A 21,215-nucleotide genomic window follows, 5' to 3' on the forward strand; every position below is an offset into this window, starting at 1 on the left:
CTATTTGCCAGACGAGGCGGAGGGCGAGGCTTTGGCCTTGGACAGATGGTAGACGACGGTGGCGCCCGCGTTGACCTCGGTGCCCGCGGCGGGTTCCGAGCTGACGAAGGTGTCCGGTGCCTGCCCGACTGCACCTTCGACGGCGTCACCCTTCACCCAGCGCAGGCCTGCGCCTTCGATGGCGGCCCGTACCTGGGCTTCAGTGGCGCCGGCCGCGATGTTGGGAACAGCGATCTTTTCCGGGCCCTTCGAATAGGTGACGGCGATCGTCTCACCCTTGGCGACCGGACCGGAAGGCTCGATGTTCGTCACTGTTCCTTGGGTGGACGGATCGAACTTTTCGGTTCCCTTGACCACGAAACCAAGGTCGATCAGCTCGCTGCGGACGGTCTCGTAAGGGCGGCCGAGGTACTGCTCCGGAATGAGGTTGACCGTGTCCGGCGTGGTTTCGCTCGGCGACGGCGTCGGCGAGGTTTCCGTGGCGCTGGGCGACGCGGAACTAGGCGGAGCGCTGCTCGAAACCGGGCTGCTCGTGCTGGACGAGGGCGCCGGCGACGTCGGGTTGAAGAGGCCCATCTGGGTCAGCAGGAAGCCCAAGCCGGCAAAGAGGAGAAGCAGCAGCAGGGCGATGAGCGGCCAGGTCCACGGGCTGCGCTTCCGGCGCTCCGGCTGCGGCTCGTAGTTGTCCTCTTCCTCATCCTCGTAGAGCACGGTGGATTCGTCCGGGTCGAAGCTGCGCTCCGCTGCCAGGGCCTCGGACCGCGAAAGGTGGTCCGCGGCCGCCCCGGCACCCGCAGCGGCGCCGAGCACCGGAAGGGCGGAGGTCGCCGTCGTCTGCTCCCTGCCGTGCGCGGCCACGACGCCGGTGGGCGCCGTGGCGAGGCCGGCGGGCGCAGTGATGGGACCGGTGGCGTCTTCGAACAGAAGCATCCCCGGAACGGCGGCATGGGCTGCGGAAATATTCCCCGCGCGGATTGCTTCGGCGGCCTCGGCCAGCTTGATGGCATCCGCCGGCCGGTTCCTGGGATCTTTGGCCAGCATGGACATCAGCAGGGCGCGGACGGGGACGGGGAGGCTCTCCGGCAGCGGCGGCGGCGCATCGTTGACCTGGGCCAGGGCGATGGCAATCTGGGACTCGCCGGAGAACGGGCGGTGCCCCGTGAGACATTCATAACCTATTACGCCCAGGGAATATATGTCTGACGAACCGGTGGCCGTCTGCCCGGTGGCCTGCTCAGGGGCAAGGTACTGGGCGGTTCCCATGACCTGGCCGGTCTGGGTCAGCGGGACCTGGTCGGCAAGGCGCGCGATTCCGAAGTCCGTGACCTTGACGCGGCCGTCCGGGGTGATGAGCAGGTTGCCCGGCTTCACGTCCCGGTGCACCAGGCCCTGGGCGTGCGCAACGGCCAGGGCGCGGGCGGTCTGCGAAATGATCGACATGGCCCGGTCCGGGGAAAGGACCCGTTCCCGCTCAAGGATGGTGCTCAGCGGCTGGCCGGGCACCAATTCCATGACGAGGTACGCGGAACCATCTTCTTCGCCGTAGTCGAAGACGTTGGCGATACCCACGTGGTTCAGGAGGGCGGTGTGGCGCGCCTCAGCGCGGAAGCGCTGCAGGAAGCCGGGATCGCCGGTGTATTCCTCCTTGAGGACCTTGATGGCGACGATGCGGCCCAGGACCTGGTCCTTGGCTTTCCAGACCTCTCCCATCCCGCCTATCGCAATCCGGCTGGTCAGCTGGAACCTGCCGCCGAGGGTGATTCCTGACGTAGGTCTCACTTGTTCAACACCGCCTCAAAGATCTTCTTCGCATTCGGACTGGTTAGCTGTGCGCCGGTGGTTACATCGACACCTTCGATCACGATGGTGACGGCCACCTGCGGGTCATTGGCCGGGGCAAACCCGGTAAACCACGAGTTGTTCAAACCGCTGTCTCCCAGCTGGGCCGTGCCGGTCTTGCCGGCCACCTGCACGCCCGGGACGGCGGCGCCGCCGGCGATGCCCTTGGACACGACGTCGGTCATCCACTCGGTGATCTGGCGGGCGATCGCGGGGCTGGTCGAGTTGCGGAGGACTTCCGGCTCGGGCTCGCTGATGACCCGGAGGTCCGGGGCGCGCACCGTCTTGATGAGGTTCGGCTTCATCTGCACGCCACCGTTGGCGATCGCGGCGGTCATCAGGGCAATCTGCAGCGGGGTCGCCTTGACGTCACGCTGCCCGACGGCGGACTGGGCCAGGGCGGCGTCGTCCAGGTCCGTGGGGAAGACGCTGACGGCGGACTGGAGCTTGAGCTGGTCGCCGAAGTCCTGGCCGAAACCGAACTTTCGCGCCTGCTCCGCGATGGCTTCCTGGCCGAGGTCAAGGGCGATGCTGGCAAAGGGAGTGTTGCAGGACTGCTCCAGCGCGAAGGCGAAGTCAGCCGTGGTCCGGGTGTAGCAGTTGCCGCCGGCGTAGTTCGGAAGGGAGGCCGAGGAACCGGGCAACGGCAGGCTCGCCGGGTTGGGCAGCTCGCTGTCCTTGTTGTACTTGCCGGAGTTCAGTGCGGCCGCGGTGTCGATCAGCTTGAAGACCGAGCCGGGAGCAAGCAGGGCGCCCGTGGGTCCGCTGACGGACTGGTTCAGGTTGATGCCGCGGATCCTGTTGAGTTCCTCGAAACTCGCCTGTTCCTTGGCCACGTCATGGGTGGCGATCAGGTTCGGATCGTACGAGGGTTTGGAGACCATGGCGATGATGGCACCGGTCTTGGGATTCGTCACGACGATCGAACCGCGCTGGCCGTCCGGGATCAGCTCGTAGGCGAGCTTCTGGATTTTCGGGTCAAGCGTGAGCTCCACGGAGGCACCCTTGGCCTGGCGGCCCAGGAAGACCTGGCTGATCCTGTCGAGGAACAACTGGTCCGAACTGCCTGCGAGTTCGTCGCGGAGCTCCTGTTCCAGGCCGCTGGCGCCGTACGTCCGGGAGAAGTACCCCGTGATGCCGGCATAGAGTTCCGGCTGCGTGTACTTGCGCTGGAAGCTGCAGGTTTCGTCGCCGGCCACCGATTCGGCGATCGGCTTGCCGGCCACGATGATGGCACCGCGGTCCTTGCAGTAGTCCGCCAGGACAGCCCGCTGGTTCCACGGATTGTCATTGAGTTCGTCGGCACCGACCACCTGGACGTAGCTGATGGCCCCGAAAATCAGGGCGAACATGGCGACGGCGGCAAGCCATGCGCTGCGGATGGACTGGTTCACGGCTGCTTCACCGCCTCACTGGGTGTCTCGGTCATGGGGGTTGTGTCGATGGGGCTCCGGGCGGTGTGCGAAATCATCAGCAACAGGCCCACGATGATCCAGTTCGCAAGCAGCGACGAACCGCCTGCGGCAAGGAACGGGGTGGTGAGGCCCGTCAGCGGGATCAGGCGGGTCACGCCGCCGATCACCACGAAGCACTGCAAGGCGATCGCGAAGGACAGACCGCACGCGAGCAGTTTGCCGAAGGCGTCCCTGGTGCCCAGGGCTGCGCGGAAGCCGCGGGTAAACAGCAGCAGGTACAGCAGGACGACGGCGAAGAGCCCGATCAGGCCAAGTTCCTCGCCGATCAGGGCGATGATCATGTCGCTGTTGGCGAAGGGAACGAGGTCCGGCCGGCCTTGGCCGAGGCCGGTGCCGACCAGCCCGCCGTCGGCCATCCCGAAAAGCCCCTGGACGATCTGGCGGCTGCCGCCGGGGAAACGGTCGTACACCTCCGGGGTGAAGGCGTTCCACCAACTGTCGAGCCGGAAGCCCACGTGGGCGAAGATCCGCGAGGCCACGAAGCCGCCGCCCAGGATCAGGGCCAGGCCGATCACCACCCAGCTGATGCGGCTGGTGGCGACGTAGATCATCACGATGAACAGGCCGAAGAAGAGAACGGAAGAACCCAGGTCACGCTGGAAGACCAGGACGCCGATGCTCACCAGCCACGCCGTGATCATGGGGCCCATGTCCTTGAAGCGCGGGAACTGCAGAGGCCCGATCTTGCGCCCGGCCAGCAGGATCAGATCCCGGTTGGACGAAAGATACCCCGCGAAGAATATGGCCAGCGTAATCTTGGCGATTTCGCCGGGCTGGAAGGTCATGGGACCAATCCGGATCCAGACACTCGCGCCCAGTACCTCGCCGGCCGAGATGCCGGGAACCAGCGGCAGGACCAGCAGGACTGCGCTGGCAGCCAGCGAGATGAAGGTGAAGCGGCGCAGGATCCGGTGGTCCTTGAGGATCCAGATCACGGTGATCGCGACGGCAACGGCGATGAGTGTCCAGCGCAACTGGTTGTTGCCGGTGTCCTCCCCGGGAGCGTCCATCCGGTGGATGAGGGCCAGTCCGAGGCCATTCAGGGCCACAACGATCGGAAGTATTACCGGGTCGGCATATTTTGCCCGTACGCGCAGGACAACGTGGAAGGCAAAGGCCGCCACGGCCAGCAGGCTCGACTGGAACCAGAAATCGCTGTCGAACGGGGTCTCGGAGTTGAGGTCCACCATGGCGCTTGCGCCGATCCCGACGGCGAGGGCAAGCACGAGGAGGGCAAGCTCGACGTTGCGGCGGGGCTTTGGCGTGGTTTCTGCCTGGATCATGGGGACACCTCCTCGCATGGAGCGTTGCTTGGCCCGGCGGTGGGCGAACCGGACGGGGTGGCGGTGGCGGACGGCGAGGGCTTGGCTGACGGCGTGGCCTTTCCGCTCGGCGTCGGCTTTGCGCTCGGGGTCGGGCACGGAGCCGGGGTCGAATCGTCCGGCTCCTCAAGGTTGTCGACGATGCGCTGCGCGGCCTCAAGGCTGTCCGCGGGGATGGTCTGCCGGACTCGTTGCTGCTGGAACTCGGGAAGCGAACCCAGTTGGAGTTTCGTCACTGACTCCAGCTTGGACAGCTGGATAGGGCCCAGCCGCTGCGAGATTCCGTTGAAGATCGCCACCCTGTTGTCGTATTCGCCGACATAGAAGCGGGTCTGCGTCCAGGCGTAGCCAAGCCACAGCCCGGCGACCATGAAAACGGCCAGGAGGGCGGCCGCGAGGACGGTGAGCCAACGGCGCCGCTTAACGGGCAGCACCAGGACTTCTTCGCGGTCCTGTTCGGCCTTGTGGGTGAGCATGGTGGCAGCCCGGCGGGCCACGCTGCGGCCGGCCACCGTGGGGATGGACCCGGTTTCGGCGGCGGTGGCAGCGGCTCCCACCAGCTCGTGCGGACGGGAAGCGAGTTCTTCGCGGAGGACTTCCGCGGAAAGGTGTTCACCCAGGTGCGGGTCGGTGACGGCGGGTGGCTCGCCGGCGGGCTTGCCGGCGTCGGCGGGGCCAAGGGTGGTTGGACCGGTCTCCGGTGCGGCGGCGGCCGCGCTCCCGGACTTCCCGGATTCAGGGGCGGCGTCCGCCGCCGTTCCACCGGCTGCTGCCTTGGCGGTCTCCGCGCTTTCCTTGGCGTCACCCGGGGCGGGTTCCGCGGGGGCGACGATGTCCACGGAAGCGGTGTTGACGTCGTCGCCGGTTTCTTCGGCGATTTCCAGCATCACCACGGTGACGTTGTCCGGGGCACCGTTTGCAAGCGTCAGCTGGATCAGCAGTTCGGCGCACTCGGCAAGGTTCCGGGTTTCCCGGACCACCTGCTCCACCACGGGGCCCGGAACGTAGTTCAGTCCGTCCGAACAGAGCAGCCAGCGTTCGCCGGCTTCGACGTCCAGGACCGCCAGGTCCAGCTCCGGGCTCGCGTCCACGTCGCCGAGCACCCGCATGAGGACGTTCTTGTGCGGGTGGGTTTCGGCTTCCTCCGGACGGAGCCGGCCCTCGTCGATGAGCCGCTGGACGAAGGTGTGGTCCACGCTGATTTGCTCGAAGTTGGTGCCGCGCAGCCGGTAGGCGCGGGAATCGCCGATATGGGCGAAATGAAGCTGCTTGCCCTCCAGCAGGAGTGCCGTGACCGTGGTGCCCATGCCGGCAAGCTTCGGATCCATGTGGACCAGCTCGGAGAGCAGCGAGTTGGCGGTCTGGATCTCGTCGGCGAGGACGGTATCCGCGCCTTCGGCATAGTCATCGTGATCCAGGTGGATCATGTCCAGGACTGTAGATGCCGAGGCGACGTCGCCGCCCGCGTGCCCGCCCATGCCGTCGGCGACCACGGCGAGGTAGCGGCCCGCATAAGCCGAATCGTCGTTCTTGGAGCGGAGGCGGCCGACGTCGGAACGCGCCGCGTAGCGCATGATCAAGGGGCCGCCTTCGGGCGTGGGCTTGCCCTCGGAGGACTGGGGTGAAGCCATGGCTATGGCCTCAATTCAATGACCGTCTTGCCGATCCTCACGGGGACGCCAAGCTCCACCGGCAGGGCCCGGGTCAGTTGCTGGTCGGCGAGGTATGTGCCGTTGGTGGAGCCGAGATCTTCGATGAACCAGCGGCTGCCCTGCGGGAACAGGCGCGCATGCCGTCCCGAGGCGTAGTCGTCTTCGAGGACCAAGGTGGCTTCCTGGGCGCGGCCGAGCAGGATGGGGCTCGCTGCCAGCGGCAGGGTGGTGCCCTTGAGCGGACCCTCGACGACGACGAGATGCCGGGCCTGCTGCTTTGCCACTGGCGCGGGCGGCGCCAGTTCGGGATGCTTGCGTACTTCCCGTGCGGTGGGGGCGCCGGTGGCTGCCTTGCGTCCGATCATGAGGTCCCGGCGCATGGCGGACACGATGCTGAAGACTAATACCCACAGGAGCAACAGGAAGCCGAAACGCAGGGCCGTGATGGTCAGTTCGCTCACGCGCGGCCCCCGGGGTCGGAGCTGTTGGGCGGCACGGTCAGAAGCCTGAAGATGATCTTGGTACGTCCCATCGTGATCGTGGAACCGTCGACAAGTTCCGTGCTGCCATCCAGTTTGTGCCCGTTGACGTAGCTTCCGTTGGTGGAACCCAGGTCCACGGCGCGGACAAATCCGCCCTCGCTGCGGATTTCCAGGTGCTTGCGCGACACGCCGGTGTCCTCCACGAGGATGTCGGCCTCCGAAGAACGGCCCAGGATCACGGAGGGCGCGTTGAGCGAGTAGCGCTGGCCGCCGATATCCAGGACGGGCTGGAGCCTGGACGGTTCCCGCGCGGGTGCGGCCGGAACGTTGCTGCGGGGCGCGGGAGCGCCACCGGACTTTTCCGTGCGGGAGGTGATTTCGAAATGGCCTTCGCGCTGGGCTTCGTCCTGGCGGAAAGAGATCCGCACGGGGCCCTGCAGCGTGTATCCCTGGCTTCGCACATGCTGGATCACGACGTCGCAGAGTTCCTCTGCCAGCGGCGTTCCCCATTCCTGGGCGCGGGTGAAGTCCTGCACGCTGAGGAGGACATCGAAGACGTTCGGAGCCAGGGTCCGTCCGGCCGCGATGGTGAGGGACTTGTTGTCCAGTTCGCGGCGGAGCTTGCTGGCAATTTCCACGGGTTCCACCCTGGCACGGGATCCGGTGGAGAAGACGCCGCGGACGGCTTTTTCGATGCCGCGCTCAACCTTGTCGAGCAATCCCATGGTCCTCCTCCTTCCGTTGCATTGACCCGGCAACTAACTGTGCGGGGGCTTCGTCCCCCGCATCAGGCATGGACTCGTGGAGTCCGTGACGGCATGGCCTTTTCCGGGCCACTCCTTTCCCGATACTACTGGGCATGGCTGTGAATGGCCTTAATCCGCAACGGTCCGGCCCGCGGAAAAGTTCATCGCGGAGGCCCGGGAAGCCTGTGGCGCGGGCCCCTAAAACCGCGTGATTCCGGGGCCTGGAGGCTCTGCTGCGGTCCGATTGGTGTTTTTCCTCCAATGTCCGTTATGCTTGATCTCGCTGCTTTTGCAGGGCAGGAAGCGGGGAAACCCGTGGACTGTGTCCGTGCAGGAGAAGTTGCGCGCGAGTGGCGGAACGGCAGACGCGCTGGCTTCAGGTGCCAGTGTCCGAAAGGGCGTGGGGGTTCAAATCCCCCCTCGCGCACGCATCGAAAACACCCCGGTCTTCGGACCGGGGTGTTTTGTTTTAACCGGGTTGGCCGGCGCGGGTGGGTGTTGCGGGGGAGCCTTCTCTGGACACGAACCCCCGGCCGGATCTCTTTATGCGCCGATGGCTGCGATGGCGTAGCGGGCGATGCGCTTGAGGTCGTCCTGGGTGGCGCCGTCGCGGGCTTGTTGGCTCATGCCTTGGAGCGTTGCCCCGACGAAGGCAGCCATGGCCTTGGTGTCCGTGTCCGGCGGGATGAGGCCGGCGTCGCGGTCGCGTGTGAGTGCCTTGGCCATGGCGGTGATGTTGTCGTTGCGCATTTTGGCGAGGCGGTCGGCGACGTGACGGTTGGTGGCGGTCACTGTTACGGCGGCACTGATGACCAGGCATCCACCGGGATAGGTCGTGGAGGCGTAGTGGTCTGCGGCTTCGAGGAGTAGGCGTCGCATGAGGGCCAATCCGGTGGTTTCCTCCGCGAAGGCTATGGCCATGAAGTTGCCGTGGGTGGCGTTGTAGTGGTCGACGACGGAGAAGAAGAGTTCTTCTTTGGACCCGAAGGCCTTGTAGAGGCTGGGCGGGTTGATGCCCATGGCCTGGGTGAGTTCTGCCAGGGATGTGCCTTCGTAACCGTGGTCCCAGAACACGAGGGTTGCCGCTTCCAGGGCCTGCCCGACGTCGAATTTCCGGCCTTGTCCTGCTTTTCCTGACACCGTTGTCCTTCCGTTTCCTCAGTACTTAGACGCCCCCTGTTTCGTCTGATCGGTCTACCAGTCTCTCTCCTGGATGCGGTTGTTGACGCTGTGTGAAGCGGCGAAACAGGACCGCAGTTTCTTTCTTGTAGTGATCGCTACACGTATGTAAGTATCTCACCCATGAGCGAATCAACCAAAGATCAGATTGCTGTTGTTACGGGTGGAAGCCGCGGAATCGGTGCCGCTATTTCGTTCCGCCTCGCTGCGGACGGGTTCACCGTCGCGGTGCATTATGGCCGTGACGAGGACGCGGCCGCCGCGACAGTCGCGGCAATCAAAACCGCCGGCGGCGCGGCGTTTTCCTTCCGTGCCGACCTCGCTGCCGATACCGCGGCGGAGGATTTCTGGGCCGCGTTCGACAAGGCCGCTGCCAGTGCAGGGGTGATCGGCCAGCCGGTGCAGGTGCTGGTCAATAACGCCGGCGTCACTCTGCGCGGTGCCATCGAGGACTTCAGCCGGGAGGATTTCCTCACCCAGCAGGCCGTGAACGTCAACGCGCCGTACTTCATCGTCAAGGAAGCCATGCCCCGTCTTTCCGACGGCGGCCGGATCGTAAACATCTCTTCGGGCGTGACCCGGATCGCGTTCCCGGAAATCATCGGTTACGCCCTGACCAAGGGCGCCATCGACGCCTTCACCCTCACCTTGGCCAAGCACCTCGGGCGGCGGGGTATCACGGTCAATGCTGTTGCCCCAGGCGTGGTGGACACCGATATCAACGCGTCCTGGCTGCGCGGTAATGAGGAGGCTATCGAGGGTGTCGCGGCCAGCACGGCGCTGGGTCGGGTCGGACAGCCGGATGACATCGCGAGCATCGTCGCGTTCCTGGCCTCCGAGGGCGGCCGCTGGGTCACGGGTCAGACCATCGACGCCACCGGCGGCACCAACCTGTAGTCCACCGACCACTCGTACCGCATCTCCAGACGTCCGGTCTTCGCCGGCGTCGATCGCTTCACACATTAGGGGGAATGATGAACCGTGCCCGAGTACGCGGCATTGACCATTTTGGTCTGACCGTGCGATCGCTTGAGGAAGCGATCCATGACCTGAGGAACGCCCTCGGTGCCGGCCTCTGCTACATCGAAGGACCCATCCAGGACCCGGAACCTGGCTGGATGGCGCACAAGCTGGGTTCCCGCGGATCTTGCACCTTGCAGGTTGCCGCGATGAACGCCCTGGGAACCAACCTTGAGCTCTTCGAGTACGCCGGCGCCGAGCAGCGATCGTGGACGGCAACGGCCGGTGAAGCAGGAACGTTTTTCCTGCTGCTGCGAACTCCGAGGCTCGAAAGGATTGTCTCCCGGCTCTTCACAGAGAACGCCGTCGTCCGCCCGGTCGAGGACCCTGTGCCCGGGTACGAAGTAATCCTGCCCTCGGGCATCCACCTTGCCATCCAGCACAGCACTCCCGGTGGCGGGCAGGCCGAGCAGCTTGTTGGTGCGGTGTGCCTGAACCGCTACGACTATCAGGGCGCGGTCTCCGGACTTGAAAGCACTTTCGGCCTTCGCCAGGCAGGAGCCGTGGCTGCGTTCGGCGCCTCCGGGGTCCTGCTGACCTCGGATTATGGGGCCCAGCTGGCGGTTCTTCATGCTCATTCACCCTCGCCGCGCCCGGCGAACAGTGACCTTGGCGGCCATCATGTGGCCTTCCACGCTGATGACGTCGATGCTTCGGCCGAAGCGTTGCACCCTGTCGGCGGGTATGTGCCGCGAGGGGATGCAGAAACGATCACGGACGGCCCGATCGCCGGAGACCGTTGGGTCTACCTCGACTCGCCCTTTGGTCTGCAGCTGGAACTGATCAACATGCCGGACGGTCAACTGCCCTACGAGGCAGCAGCTGACGTTCGCCGGGGCCCGATCGCTGCTGGGGTGTTCGTATGAGCGCCACTACCGCGTCCCGGAGGGCGTTCCTTGGCGTGGGCGGCGCCCTCGCCGGCGTGTTCGCCCTGAACCAGGCACCTGCCGCGCAGGCAGCATCAAAAACGACGGCGGCCCCTACACCGTATCGGGTCATCACTCCCGGCTCGGAGCAGTACGAGGACCTGCTGCAAGGCACCAACCTGCGCTGGAAGGGCACTGCTCAACGGATCGCTTTTCCGCGGACCGCGGCCGAGACCGCCGAAGAACTGCGCACGGTCCTGGCTCTCGGGCTTCGTCCCTCGGCCCGCAGCGGCGGGCATTGCTACGAGAACTTCGTCGCCAACGGCGACAACCAGGCCATCATCGACACCTCTGCTATGGACCAGGTCCGGTGGGATCCGGAGATGAAGGCTTTCGAAGTCGGGGCGGGCGCCCAGCTGGGCCTGGTGTACCAACTGCTCTACAAACAGTGGGGTGTCTATGCGCCAGCGGGGAACTGCCCGACCGTGGCCGCGGGCGGGCACATCGCCGGCGGCGGCTACGGCAGCATGAACCGGCGCGACGGCCTCGTCGTCGATCACCTCCTGGCCGTTGAAGCTGTCCACGTCCGCGCGGACGGGACCGTGGCCATCAGCCGAGGAACACGCGATCCCCGGGATCCGCACCATGACCTCTGGTGGTCCTACACCGGCGGCGGCGGGGGCAACTTCGGTATCGCCACCCGGTACTGGCTGCGCTCACCGTCGGCCAGCGGCGACCAGCCCGAGAAAGCACTGCCCGCCCCGCCCCGGCATGTCTGGCTCAGCACGGTCGCCTGGGACTGGGCCGGCATTGACGAGGCCGCGTTTACCCGCCTGCTGAGCAACCATGGCCGCTGGCACGAAACCAACTCAGCCCCGGGGACCTCGGAAGCGACACTGTTCGCTCAGCTGAAAACCTGGCACCGGTCCAACGGTTCGATCACCATGGACACGATCATCGACGCCGGAACCCCTGACGCCGCCGGCATCCTGGAACGCTACCTGGCCGCCGTCGCCGACGGCATCCCCGCACCGAAGGTCCTTCAGCACAGGCTGGTTCCCTGGCTGCAGGCCACCCAGTGGAGCGGCTTCACCGGGCCGGATTCCACCCGCCGCTTCAAAGGAAAGTCCGCGTACCTGCGCCGCAGCTACACGCCCGAAGCCATCGCTGCCGCCTACCGGGGCCTGAACGACCCGTCAATTTCCAACCCGACCGCACTACTGATGATCGCCTCCTACGGCGGGGCCGTAAACGACACCGCACCTGCGGCGACCGCCGTGCCGCAGCGCGACTCCATCATCAAGTTCCAGGTCGTCTCCATCTGGGATAACCCCGAAGACGACAACGCGAACGTGGCCTGGACACGCACCACCTACAAGAACATGTTCGCCTCCACCGGCGGGGTCCCGCTGCCGAATGCGGATGCCGACGGCGCGTTTATCAACTACGCCGACGTCGACCTCAACGACCAGGCCTGGAATACCTCCGGGCAGAGTTCCTTCGAGCTCTACTACAAATCCAACCTGCCGCGCCTGAAACGGGCCCGAAGCACCTATGACCCGAAGGGAGTGTTCTCCCATGCCCAAAGCATCCCTCTTGCCTGAAACCACCACCCCGGTCTCCCCGGGAGCGTCCCGGCTCAATGCCCTGACTGGGCTCCGCTTCCACGCCGCACTGCTGGTCTTCGCCTTCCACCTCAGCCTCAACCGCTTCTTCGCCGGCGACGCCCCCGCCGTGGAACCGCTGCGGTTCCTGCTGAAAAACGGAGGCTGGTTCGGTGTGACCTTCTTCTTCGTCCTCTCCGGCTTCGTCCTCACCTGGTCGGCCAGGGACGGCGACACCCCGTCCCGGTTCATCTGGCGCCGACTTGCCAAGATCCTGCCGAACCACGTCGTCACCTTCGTCATTGCGCTTGGCATCGCCGGGCTCGGTGCGGCCACGGTGGGTGAGGCTGCGGCTAACTTCTTCCTGCTGCACGCCTGGGTGCCGGCCGACACGGCGTTCTTCAGCATCAACCACCCCAGCTGGTCGCTCTCGGCCGAGCTGTTCTTCTACCTTGCCTTCCCCTTCGTGCTGCCTTGGGTCCGGCGGATACCCCAACGGAACCTCCTGCCCGCCGCGGCCCTCCTGGTCGTGCTGATCACCACCGCTCCGGTGCTTGCCGGGCTGCTGCCCGAAGGGGCCATTTTCGGCCCCAACCACGCCCAGTCACCCCTCTATGGGGCCTCGATCCCGCAGATCTGGGCGGTGTACGCTCTGCCGCCGGTCCGGTTCCTCGAATTCGTCGTGGGCATGCTCGCCGCCCGCGCCGTCACCGAGGGGCTGCTTCCCCGGATCGGGCTCGGCGCAGCGGCAGTCTTCGCCGCGGCCGGATATGCGCTGAGCCTGTTCCTTCCGCTGCCATGGCAGATGGACGCCGCCTATGTCCTGCCGGTGACCGTGCTGGTCATCGCCGCCGCCCAGGACCCGGCCCCGCCGAAGGCATTGAGCTCACCGGTCGCGGTAAGGCTGGGCGAGCTGTCCTTCGCGTTCTACATGGTCCACGACATCATCCTGGGCGCCACCCGCAGCCTGATCGGCCCCGGCGCTCTGCCGGCCACCGCCGCCGTTGGGGTTGGCTTGGCGGCCTTCGCCGCCAGCCTGGCCGGCGCCTGGTTGCTCTGGCGGGCGGTCGAAGTGCCTGCCAACAACGCCCTGCGATCCCTGAACCCATTCACCACCCGACGTCCCATCACCACACGAGAGGCCTGACATGACCACGACCAACCGCTCCTGGACCGTCTCCGCGCAGCAGGATGTCCAGTACCGCGTCGAAACCAGCTTCGACATCCTGAACCCCGCCAACCCAGCCCTCATCGACGGCGAGTACGGCTCCCGCCGCCTCATCGTCACGGACACCACCGTGGACGCTCTCTACGGCGACAAGATCCGCGCCTACGCCGCGGCCAACCTGACCGAGCACCGGATCATTGTCCTGCCGCACGGGGAGAGCAGCAAGCGCTGGACCGCGGTCGAAACCGTCCTGGAAGCCATCGAATCGTTCAAACTGGACCGCCGCCGCGAACCCGTCATCGCGATCGGCGGCGGGGTCCTGACCGACATCGTCGGCTTCGCCTGCAGCATCTACCGCCGCAACACCCCCTTCGTCCGGGTACCCACCACCCTCATCGGCATCGTTGACGCCAGCGTCGGAGTGAAGACCGGGGTGAACTTCCAAGCCGGAAAGAACAAAATCGGCACCTACTTCGCCGCCTCGCGCAGCCTCCTGGACACCTCGTTCCTGGCCAGCCTCGACACCCGTCACGTCTCCAACGGGCTCGCCGAAATCCTCAAGATCGCGCTCATCAAAGACCGTGAACTCTTCACCCTCCTCGAAGAGCACGGCGCCGCCGCCCTCGAAGGCCGCTTCCAGGACCACAACGACGCCGAACAGGCCATCATTGGCCGGGCCATCGCCGGGATGCTCGAAGAACTCGAGCCCAACCTCTGGGAACAAACCCTCGAACGCCTCGTCGACTACGGCCACAGCTTCTCCCCGACCGTGGAAATGAAAGCCCTGCCCGAACTTCTGCACGGAGAAGCCGTCTGCCTCGACATGGCACTCACCACCGCGATCAGCGTCCACCGCGCCCTCGTCTCCGCCGAACAGGCCCGGCGGATCTTCACCGTCATGGGCAAACTCGGGCTCCCTGTCACGCACCCGGCCATGACAGTGGACAACCTCCTCGAAGGCCTCGCCGACACCACCCGCCACCGCAACGGACTGCAGCGGCTGCCCCTGCCGGTCGGGATCGGCTCGGCCGTGTTCGTCAACGACCTGGGACCGGCGGACATCACCGCAGCCCTGGACATCCTGACCTCGACCGCAGGGCTCGAAGGCAGCGGGCAGCTTGAAGGTGCCGCCGCATGAGCCTCCTGACCCAGGCCCCGCCCCGCCCACGCACCCCCGCCGGACACGCAACCGTACTCGGAGTGCACGGCGCCGAAGGAAAAACCGGCTGGAAAGCCTTCTACACCCGCCGCGAACTCGCCTCCCCGACCGAAGCCGTCGAATGGGCGAGCCTGCCGCCAGGTGCAGTCAGCGGCGAACACCGCCACACCCGCACCGAAGAGATCTACCTCATCCTCGACGGCACGGGGGAGTTCTTCCTCAACGGAACCCCGCACCCCGTCCGGCGCGGAACCCTTGCACTCACCACACCCGGGAACGTCCACGGGCTACGTAACAGCGGCGACACCACCTTGAACTGGTGGGTCATCGAAACCCTCACACCCCGCACCCAGAACGCCCTGACCGGCACCAGCCACACGGAGACCGCACCCATGCCAGCACAGATCTTCGACCTCAACACCACCCCCAGGGTCGACACCCAAGGAACTTTCGACGGCCCGCTGACCGCCGTCGAACGCCACACCACCACATCCGGTGAGACCATCACGCTCGGGCACGAAAGTACCGAAATCGCGGGATTCCTCAATCAGGGCACCGCCGAGCTTTCCTTCCCCGGTTCCTCCGCCCGCATCGAAGCGCCCGCCTCCTTCCTCGTCCCGGCAGGAACCACGGCCACCCTCACCCCGCAGTCGGACGGCGAACTGTTCACCGTCGAGCTGAAGATCTCCCAGCCATGATCATCAGCATCATCGACCCGGACGACTACTGGAGCTGCCTGATCCGACGCGGCATGCTGCACAGCGAAACCGAATCCGTCGAACACTGGGCCCTGACCCCCGGCCAGGATCTCGGCCTGGGGAACCAAGGAGTCCACGAAGCAGTCATCATCCTCACCGGCGCCGCCAGCTACCAAGGCCAGAACCTCACTGCCGGAAACATGCTGCTGGCACCGGCCGGGGAAGCAGGAACCCTGACCGCACTAACCGCCACCCAGATCCTGAACATCCGTGCCTACCCCGAACAAGTCACCAAGCTCCTGCCGGCCCGTGTTCCCGAACTGCCAGAGGCCGAACGTGCCATCTAACACCCTCGGGGCAGGGCCGCTCAGCGCAGCGGCCCTGCCCCTGGCCCTGTTCTTCGCCGTCACCGTCGAAATGGCCCCCGCGGGCGCGCTGGCCCACATCGCTGCCGCCTTGCACACCGATATCGGCTCCGCAGCTGCCGGCTCCAGTATCTACGCCCTCAGCACGGCCTTCCTCGCGCTGCCGCTGGCCGGCTTCGCCCAGCGGTTCGACCTGCGCAACGCAACTATCATTGCCGGGCTCAGTTTCACGGTCCTTGGCCTGGCTGCCGCAGCGGCGCCCGGCCTCACCGGTTACCTCGCCTTCCGGGCTCTGAACGGGGCAGCCCACGCCGCGTTCTTCCCGCTCGTACTCGCCCTCGCCGCAGCCGCAGCGCCCCGGAACACCGCGCAAGCCGTCGCACGAGTCCTCCTCGGCAACGGCCTGGCCCTGGCGCTCGGCGTACCGGCGGCGGAAGCTCTGGCCGCCCTTGACTGGCGCCTACCCCTCGCACTCGCATCCCTTGGGGTCGCCGCCGCCGTCTCCTTCGCTCCGCACCCCGTGCCACAGGAAGGTGGGATAACGGAGAAACCCGCGGAGAGATCACCGGCCGGGATCGTGTGGCTTGCCGCGCTTTTCGCATTGGCGCTAGCCGGTCACTTCGCCTACTACACCTTCCTCGCAGCTGCCGTCGAGGCACAGGGTCTCCCGGCCGCATTGGTTCTCAGCCTCTACGGTGCCGCGGTCATCGCTGCAACCGCGTTCTCCGGACCTATCGCCAGACAAAACCGACTGGGCCGGGCGGTAGCCGTTATCGCGATCGAAAGCCTCGTTCTCGCAGCCATGGCCACCGTGCCCGGACCAGCAACCACGATCATTGCAGCGGTCACGGCGGGAGCCTGCTTCGGGTTCCTCCCGACGCTCATCCAAACCGAAATGCTCGAGCAAGCACCGCAACACCGAGCACTCGTATCCGGCGCCGCCGTCGTCGCCTTCAACACCGGCATCGCCGTCGGCGCCGTCAGCGGCGCCACAGTCACTGGGTTCTCGACAAACGCTCCGAGCCTCCTAGGCTCAGCGCTGCTTGTGCTCAGCGCGGTCGGGCTCGCTACCGCTCGGACCTTCGCAAGAAAGCAGATAGTACCGGGCACACAGGATTCCGACGAAGCAGAGTTGGGTACGGCTTCTGGACAATATGCCAACTGAGTCGCGAGCGAAAATCACGACCAGGGCCCCGGTCTTCGGACCGGGGTGTTCTTGTTTGTCCCGATTTTGTTTGAACAGCACCGCGACGTAGCTGGGCCGCGGTGCTGTTCAGCATCGCTCTTCAGGTGCGCAGCGCCCCGAAGCCCGCAACGAGTGCGTCCAGGCCCATGCGGAAGGCGAGGTCCGAAGGGTAGTTCACCGGACCGAGGCTGCGCACGGCTGCCGTGAAGTGCGGCGTGGATTCGGCGAGCTTTCCGGAGTCGAAGATGTCCGCCGGTGCTGTCGCATCGAAGGCAGCCCCGAAGATGTAGGCCTCCAGTGCCACGATGCAGGGGATGATCCGGTCCTCGGGGAAGCCCGCACGCAGGAAGCCTTCCGTGACGGCTTCGTACATGGCGAGGGTCTGCGGGGCGTCGGTCACCGGCAAGACCGCGATGACCGAAATAAGCGGTGTGTGCGCGGAGAAGATGTCCCGGTAGGAGTAGGCCCATTCCCGGACGGCGTCCTCCCAGGGCAGGGTGCCGAAGACGCTCGAGTCCACCTTGGACATCAGGTCTTCTTCAACGAGCTTGAGCACATCGTCCTTCGACCCCACGTGGTTGTAGAGAGCCGAGGGGGCCACGCCCAGCGACTTCGCCAGCGCCGCCATGGTGAGGCCGTCGTAGCCTTTCTTGCTGACCAGTGCCAACGCGGCCGCCGTGATGCCGGCCTGGTCCAGGACGGATCCCACAGGCCGGCCGGCCCTCCGGCGCGGCTTTGTTTCGGCCGGGGAAGGGGAGGGCTCGGGCATGGGTGACCTTTCTGGAAGCGGTGTTTCCAGCATTATTCCACCGGGGGCTTCACAGTTACCTAAGTCACGGGTACAGTAGGGATAAATGAACGGCATTCATTTATAGCTTTACGGGCCGGCCAACGGAGCACGGCCAGGAAAGGACATCATGTTGAAGCTTGACCGCGACGTCGTCATCGTTGGCGCTGGTCCGTCCGGCCTGACCGCTGCGCGCGAACTGAAGAAGGCTGGCCTCACTGTCGCAGTACTCGAAGCCCGCGACCGGGTGGGCGGACGCACCTGGACGGACACCATCGACGGCGCCATGCTCGAAATCGGCGGCCAGTGGGTTTCCCCGGACCAGACCGTCCTCATGGAAACCCTTGAGGAACTCGGCCTGGAAATGTACTCCCGCTACCGCGAAGGCGAGTCCGTCTACATCGGCGCAGACGGCAGGCACACCCGCTACACCGGCGCTTCCTTCCCGGTCAGCGAGAGCACCGCCGTCGAGATGGACAAGCTCACTGCCATCCTGGACGGCCTGGCCGCCGAGATCGGTGCGGAGGAACCCTGGGCCCACCCCAAGGCCCGCGAACTGGACACCATCTCCTTCCACCACTGGCTGCGCCAGAACTCCCCGGACGAAGAAGCCTGCAACAACATCGGCCTGTTCATCGCCGGGGGCATGCTGACCAAGCCAGCGCACGCTTTCTCCGCCCTGCAGGCAGTGCTGATGGCCGCTTCCGCGGGCTCCTTCAGCAACCTCACCGATGAGGACTTCATCCTGGACAAGCGCGTCATCGGCGGCATGCAGCAGGTCTCCCTGCGGATCGCCGCGGAGCTGGGCGACGACGTCGTCCTCGACTCCCCGGTGCGCACCATCAACTGGGAAGCAGTTGCCCCCGGCGACGAATCTGCCGGCTACCGCGTTTCGGTTGAATCCGACCGCGCCACCGTCAACGCCCGCTTCGTGATCATGGCGGTCCCGCCAAATCTCTACAGCCGGGTTTCCTACAATCCGCCGCTGCCGCGCCGCCAGCACCAGATGCACCAGCACCAGTCCCTGGGCCTTGTCATCAAGGTGCACGCCGTCTACGAGACCCCGTTCTGGCGCGACAAGGGCCTTTCCGGCACCTGCTTCGGCGCCGGATCGATCGTCCAGGAGGTCTACGACAACACCAACCACGGCGACGCCCGTGGCACCCTGGTGGGCTTCGTCTCCGACGAAAAGGCGGACGCCATGTTCGAACTGAGCGAAGAGGACCGCAAGGCGGCCATCCTGGACTCCATCGCCGAGTACCTGGGCGAAGAGGCCAGGAACCCCTCCGTCTTCTACCTCTCCGACTGGGGCTCCGAGGAATGGACCCGCGGCGCCTACGCGGCCAGCTACGATCTCGGCGGCCTCTCGCGCTACGGCAAGGACCAGCACGCCGCCGTGGGCCCGATCTACTGGTCCTCCTCCGACTTGGCGGCCGAGGGCTACCAGCACGTGGACGGCGCCGTACGCATGGGCAAGAAGACGGCGGCACGCATCATCGCCGCGAACGACCGCGCAGCGCAGCCGGTCGGCTGACAGCCACTGCCCCTGGGAACGACAAAGCGTCCCGGCCCCTTGGATTTCCGAGGGGCCGGGACGCTTTTTGTTGCGGAGTGCGGGAGTGCGGGAGTGCCTGAGCCGGAGAGCCGGAGACTCAGACGAAGACGATCCCTTCCGGGACGTCCGGGCGGATTTCCGTGCCGACCTTGCGGGCCAGCAAATCGTCCAGCCGGTCCAGCGGGCCGATAAGCACGCGGCCCCCGGCCTTCGCGACGCGGATTGCCGCGTCCACCTTCGGCTTCATCGAGCCTTCGGCGAATGCCAGTTCGGAGATGGCCTCCGGGGACGCCGTGAGGATGTCCCGCTGTTCCGGGGTGCCCCAGTTCTCGCTGACGAAGTCGCCGTCCGTGAGCATGATCAACGTGTCCGCCTCAAGTTCGGCCGCGAGCGTCGCGCTTGCTGCGTCCTTGTCGACGACGGCCTGCATGCCGATCTGGCGGCCCTTGCCGTCGAGCTTGACCGGAACACCGCCGCCGCCGACGCAGACCACCAGCGTGCCGTTGTCCAGGAGGGTGTGGACGAGCGGGGTCTGGACGATGCTGATGGGCTCCGGGGAGGGAACCACGCGGCGGAAGGCATTGCCGTCCTTCGCGATGGTCCACCGGTACTCGGACGCGGCCTCGGCCGCATCCTGCGCGGAGTACGTGGGGCCGATGAGCTTCGTGGGGCGGTGGAAGGCGGGGTCGTTCTCATCCACGACGGTAGTGGTGACGATGGCGGCCACTTCGCGTTCCCCGGCGAGGGCGTTGGAGAGCTCCTGCTGGATGACGTAGCCGATCATGCCCTGGGTTTCGGCACCCAGGATGTCCAGCGGGTACGCCGCCACATCCTGGTAGGCCAGGTTCTGCAGGGCAAGGAGGCCCACCTGGGGTCCGTTGCCGTGCGTGATCACCATTTCGTGTTCGCGTGCCAGCTTGGCAAGCGCCTGGCAGCTTTCTTTGACATTTGCCCGCAGGCGGTCGGCCGTCATTGGCTCGCCGCGCTTCGCGAGGGCGTTTCCGCCCAGTGCAACTACTAGTCGCATTTGAATCCTCCTCTGGGACTGGCTCTAGAATACCGCAGATGGTATACCATCTGAAGGAACAAAGCCGAGATGACCGAAGATCGTCCGGGCAGCAATGGCCTTAGGAGCCTTATGGCAGCTTCAATCCGATCGAACTGTATACCAGCAGCTTCCATCGATTCCGCCCTGGTCACCGCCCTCCGGGACGCCCCCGGTACCGGGAAGGTGCACTCGGTCTTCGACCGGGCGATCAACATCGTCGCGCCGTGGGGCCAGCTGGTCACCCTCGCCGCCCGCCAGCTCGACGACGCACCCTGGACCATCCGCGCCGAAGTGCGTGACTGGAGCGGCGCAGGCATCCAGGCCGGCGATCCGGCGGACTTCAGCACGCGCGCAATCTCCTTCGACTCCGCGGACTCCGTGGTGCTGCTCCCCGGCGCCCGGGAATGGTTCGCGAAACGCATTCCCTTGGCGGACATCACGACGGCGGAGCTCGGCACGGGTGCCGCGGCGCTCGGCGGCCTGCTCGAGACCCACGGTGTCCGCGGCGGCATTTTGGAGGCGCCCCCCGTGGAGGGTGCCGCCGAGGCCAACGCCAAAGCCCCGGCCAACGCCTTCGACGCCGGAATCGCGCACGGATTGCGGGCGGGCCGTGAAGCCCTCGAAACGGCGGTCCGCGCCGGCGACAGCATGGCCATCGGGGAGGCGGCACTGCAGCTGCTCGGACTGGGTTCCGGACTCACCCCGGCGGGCGACGACTTCCTCTGCGGCCTCGCGCTGCTCGCTGCCCAACCTGGAAGCCGGCTCGGTGCGGCACGCGGGGCGCTGTCCGCCGTCGTCGGGCAGCATCCGGACCGCACCACCCTGCTCAGCTGGACGACGCTGCGGGAGGCAGTGGACGGGCGCGCCCGCGAGAGCCTGCTCGAACTGCTCAGCAAGCTTTTCCGCCACAGGGCGGAAGACCCCGCCGGGCTGGTCCGGCACCTTCGTGCCCCGGTGGACCGTGCCCTCGGCATCGGCCACACCTCCGGGACGGACATACTGTCCGGCCTCCTGGCCGGACTTCGACTCGAAAAAGAACTGAGAGGGTCCATGTGAGTGTCACA

At 66.1% G+C, this 21,215-nt stretch carries 19 protein-coding genes and 1 tRNA gene; 11 read left to right on the plus strand and 9 right to left on the minus strand.

Annotated elements, in window-relative coordinates; translation table 11 throughout:
• Genes ACN9M4_RS00125 through ACN9M4_RS00150 form a run of 6 tightly spaced genes read right to left on the minus strand, consistent with a single transcriptional unit; the run spans nt 1 to nt 7,495 of the window.
• Nucleotides 1-1,779: a protein kinase domain-containing protein gene (locus ACN9M4_RS00125; RefSeq protein WP_426301181.1), complete on the minus strand. Its 1,779-nt coding sequence runs from the start codon at nt 1,777-1,779 to the stop codon at nt 1-3.
• The gene (locus tag ACN9M4_RS00130) at nt 1,776-3,233 is read right to left on the minus strand and encodes a peptidoglycan D,D-transpeptidase FtsI family protein (protein WP_426301183.1); all 1,458 of its coding nucleotides are present in this window, start codon (nt 3,231-3,233) and stop codon (nt 1,776-1,778) included. Before ACN9M4_RS00130 ends, ACN9M4_RS00125 begins: the two co-directional genes overlap by 4 nt.
• Complete coding sequence (locus ACN9M4_RS00135; RefSeq protein ID WP_426301185.1) at nt 3,230-4,597, minus strand: FtsW/RodA/SpoVE family cell cycle protein; 1,368 nt, start codon at nt 4,595-4,597, stop codon at nt 3,230-3,232. The genes ACN9M4_RS00130 and ACN9M4_RS00135 overlap by 4 nt, the downstream gene beginning before the upstream one ends.
• Nucleotides 4,594-6,267: a protein phosphatase 2C domain-containing protein gene (locus tag ACN9M4_RS00140; RefSeq protein WP_426301187.1), complete on the minus strand. Its 1,674-nt coding sequence runs from the start codon at nt 6,265-6,267 to the stop codon at nt 4,594-4,596. The genes ACN9M4_RS00135 and ACN9M4_RS00140 overlap by 4 nt, the downstream gene beginning before the upstream one ends.
• A gap of 2 nt (nt 6,268-6,269) precedes the next feature.
• A complete protein-coding gene (locus ACN9M4_RS00145) occupies nt 6,270-6,749 on the minus strand; it encodes an FHA domain-containing protein FhaB/FipA (protein WP_426301189.1) in 480 nt (159 codons plus the stop codon).
• Nucleotides 6,746-7,495, minus strand: a complete 750-nt coding sequence (locus ACN9M4_RS00150; RefSeq protein WP_426301191.1) for an FhaA domain-containing protein — start codon at nt 7,493-7,495, stop codon at nt 6,746-6,748. Before ACN9M4_RS00150 ends, ACN9M4_RS00145 begins: the two co-directional genes overlap by 4 nt.
• 365 nt (nt 7,496-7,860) lie before the next feature.
• Here ACN9M4_RS00150 and ACN9M4_RS00155 point away from each other — a divergent pair.
• Nucleotides 7,861-7,943 (plus strand) — tRNA-Leu (locus ACN9M4_RS00155).
• Nucleotides 7,944-8,059: 116 nt separating this feature from the next.
• Here the strand turns inward: ACN9M4_RS00155 and ACN9M4_RS00160 are convergent.
• Nucleotides 8,060-8,656 carry a TetR/AcrR family transcriptional regulator gene (locus ACN9M4_RS00160; RefSeq protein ID WP_426301193.1) on the minus strand — a complete coding sequence of 199 codons (597 nt, stop codon included), beginning with the start codon at nt 8,654-8,656 and terminating at the stop codon, nt 8,060-8,062.
• Between the two features lie 162 nt (nt 8,657-8,818).
• Here ACN9M4_RS00160 and ACN9M4_RS00165 point away from each other — a divergent pair, with 162 nt between their 5' ends.
• The 8 genes from ACN9M4_RS00165 to ACN9M4_RS00200 all read left to right on the plus strand — a co-directional run bounded on the left by ACN9M4_RS00165 (nt 8,819) and on the right by ACN9M4_RS00200 (nt 16,740).
• Nucleotides 8,819-9,592, plus strand: a complete 774-nt coding sequence (locus tag ACN9M4_RS00165; RefSeq protein ID WP_426301195.1) for an SDR family oxidoreductase — start codon at nt 8,819-8,821, stop codon at nt 9,590-9,592.
• A 122-nt stretch (nt 9,593-9,714) separates the two neighbouring features.
• Entirely contained in the window at nt 9,715-10,581 is an 867-nt protein-coding gene (locus ACN9M4_RS00170) for a hypothetical protein (RefSeq protein WP_426301197.1), read from the plus strand.
• Nucleotides 10,578-12,185 (plus strand): FAD-binding oxidoreductase, encoded by a 1,608-nt coding sequence (locus tag ACN9M4_RS00175; protein ID WP_426301199.1) that lies wholly within the window; start codon nt 10,578-10,580, stop codon nt 12,183-12,185. Before ACN9M4_RS00170 ends, ACN9M4_RS00175 begins: the two co-directional genes overlap by 4 nt.
• Nucleotides 12,160-13,332: an acyltransferase family protein gene (locus ACN9M4_RS00180; RefSeq protein ID WP_426301201.1), complete on the plus strand. Its 1,173-nt coding sequence runs from the start codon at nt 12,160-12,162 to the stop codon at nt 13,330-13,332. The genes ACN9M4_RS00175 and ACN9M4_RS00180 overlap by 26 nt, the downstream gene beginning before the upstream one ends.
• 1 nt (nt 13,333) lies before the next feature.
• Nucleotides 13,334-14,491, plus strand: a complete 1,158-nt coding sequence (locus tag ACN9M4_RS00185; RefSeq protein ID WP_426301203.1) for a sedoheptulose 7-phosphate cyclase — start codon at nt 13,334-13,336, stop codon at nt 14,489-14,491.
• Nucleotides 14,488-15,210, plus strand: coding sequence for a cupin domain-containing protein (locus ACN9M4_RS00190; RefSeq protein ID WP_426301205.1), 723 nt, complete (start codon nt 14,488-14,490; stop codon nt 15,208-15,210). The genes ACN9M4_RS00185 and ACN9M4_RS00190 overlap by 4 nt, the downstream gene beginning before the upstream one ends.
• A complete protein-coding gene (locus tag ACN9M4_RS00195) occupies nt 15,207-15,557 on the plus strand; it encodes a hypothetical protein (RefSeq protein ID WP_426301207.1) in 351 nt (116 codons plus the stop codon). The genes ACN9M4_RS00190 and ACN9M4_RS00195 overlap by 4 nt, the downstream gene beginning before the upstream one ends.
• The gene (locus ACN9M4_RS00200; protein WP_426301209.1) at nt 15,547-16,740 is read left to right on the plus strand and encodes an MFS transporter; all 1,194 of its coding nucleotides are present in this window, start codon (nt 15,547-15,549) and stop codon (nt 16,738-16,740) included. Before ACN9M4_RS00195 ends, ACN9M4_RS00200 begins: the two co-directional genes overlap by 11 nt.
• Nucleotides 16,741-16,861: 121 nt before the next feature.
• Here ACN9M4_RS00200 and ACN9M4_RS00205 read toward each other — a convergent pair whose 3' ends face one another.
• On the minus strand, nt 16,862-17,530 hold the full coding sequence (locus ACN9M4_RS00205; RefSeq protein ID WP_426301211.1) for a TetR/AcrR family transcriptional regulator: 669 nt from the start codon (nt 17,528-17,530) through the stop codon (nt 16,862-16,864).
• A gap of 148 nt (nt 17,531-17,678) precedes the next feature.
• Here ACN9M4_RS00205 and ACN9M4_RS00210 point away from each other — a divergent pair, with 148 nt between their 5' ends.
• Nucleotides 17,679-19,082 carry a flavin monoamine oxidase family protein gene (locus tag ACN9M4_RS00210; protein ID WP_426301213.1) on the plus strand — a complete coding sequence of 468 codons (1,404 nt, stop codon included), beginning with the start codon at nt 17,679-17,681 and terminating at the stop codon, nt 19,080-19,082.
• A gap of 118 nt (nt 19,083-19,200) precedes the next feature.
• Here ACN9M4_RS00210 and ACN9M4_RS00215 read toward each other — a convergent pair whose 3' ends face one another.
• Nucleotides 19,201-20,130, minus strand: a complete 930-nt coding sequence (locus ACN9M4_RS00215) for a carbamate kinase (protein ID WP_426301215.1) — start codon at nt 20,128-20,130, stop codon at nt 19,201-19,203.
• A 111-nt stretch (nt 20,131-20,241) separates the two neighbouring features.
• On the opposite strand from ACN9M4_RS00215, the gene ACN9M4_RS00220 reads away from it, so the two are divergent.
• Nucleotides 20,242-21,207 (plus strand): DUF2877 domain-containing protein, encoded by a 966-nt coding sequence (locus tag ACN9M4_RS00220; protein ID WP_426301217.1) that lies wholly within the window; start codon nt 20,242-20,244, stop codon nt 21,205-21,207.
• Nucleotides 21,208-21,215: the final 8 nt, after the last annotated feature.

This window comes from Arthrobacter sp. R-11, from assembly GCF_049913155.1.
Classification (GTDB): Bacteria; Actinomycetota; Actinomycetes; order Actinomycetales; family Micrococcaceae; genus Arthrobacter.

Coding starts and splice junctions, on each gene's coding strand:
- ACN9M4_RS00190 (WP_426301205.1), top strand. CDS start 14,488: ATGAGCCTCCTGACCCAGGCCCCGCCCCGCCCACGCACCCCCGCCGGA.
- ACN9M4_RS00135 (WP_426301185.1), bottom strand. CDS start 4,597: ATGATCCAGGCAGAAACCACGCCAAAGCCCCGCCGCAACGTCGAGCTT.
- ACN9M4_RS00215 (WP_426301215.1), bottom strand. CDS start 20,130: ATGCGACTAGTAGTTGCACTGGGCGGAAACGCCCTCGCGAAGCGCGGC.
- ACN9M4_RS00165 (WP_426301195.1), top strand. CDS start 8,819: ATGAGCGAATCAACCAAAGATCAGATTGCTGTTGTTACGGGTGGAAGC.
- ACN9M4_RS00185 (WP_426301203.1), top strand. CDS start 13,334: ATGACCACGACCAACCGCTCCTGGACCGTCTCCGCGCAGCAGGATGTC.
- ACN9M4_RS00150 (WP_426301191.1), bottom strand. CDS start 7,495: ATGGGATTGCTCGACAAGGTTGAGCGCGGCATCGAAAAAGCCGTCCGC.
- ACN9M4_RS00175 (WP_426301199.1), top strand. CDS start 10,578: ATGAGCGCCACTACCGCGTCCCGGAGGGCGTTCCTTGGCGTGGGCGGC.
- ACN9M4_RS00210 (WP_426301213.1), top strand. CDS start 17,679: ATGTTGAAGCTTGACCGCGACGTCGTCATCGTTGGCGCTGGTCCGTCC.
- ACN9M4_RS00205 (WP_426301211.1), bottom strand. CDS start 17,530: ATGCCCGAGCCCTCCCCTTCCCCGGCCGAAACAAAGCCGCGCCGGAGG.
- ACN9M4_RS00180 (WP_426301201.1), top strand. CDS start 12,160: ATGCCCAAAGCATCCCTCTTGCCTGAAACCACCACCCCGGTCTCCCCG.
- ACN9M4_RS00140 (WP_426301187.1), bottom strand. CDS start 6,267: ATGGCTTCACCCCAGTCCTCCGAGGGCAAGCCCACGCCCGAAGGCGGC.
- ACN9M4_RS00220 (WP_426301217.1), top strand. CDS start 20,242: ATGGCAGCTTCAATCCGATCGAACTGTATACCAGCAGCTTCCATCGAT.
- ACN9M4_RS00195 (WP_426301207.1), top strand. CDS start 15,207: ATGATCATCAGCATCATCGACCCGGACGACTACTGGAGCTGCCTGATC.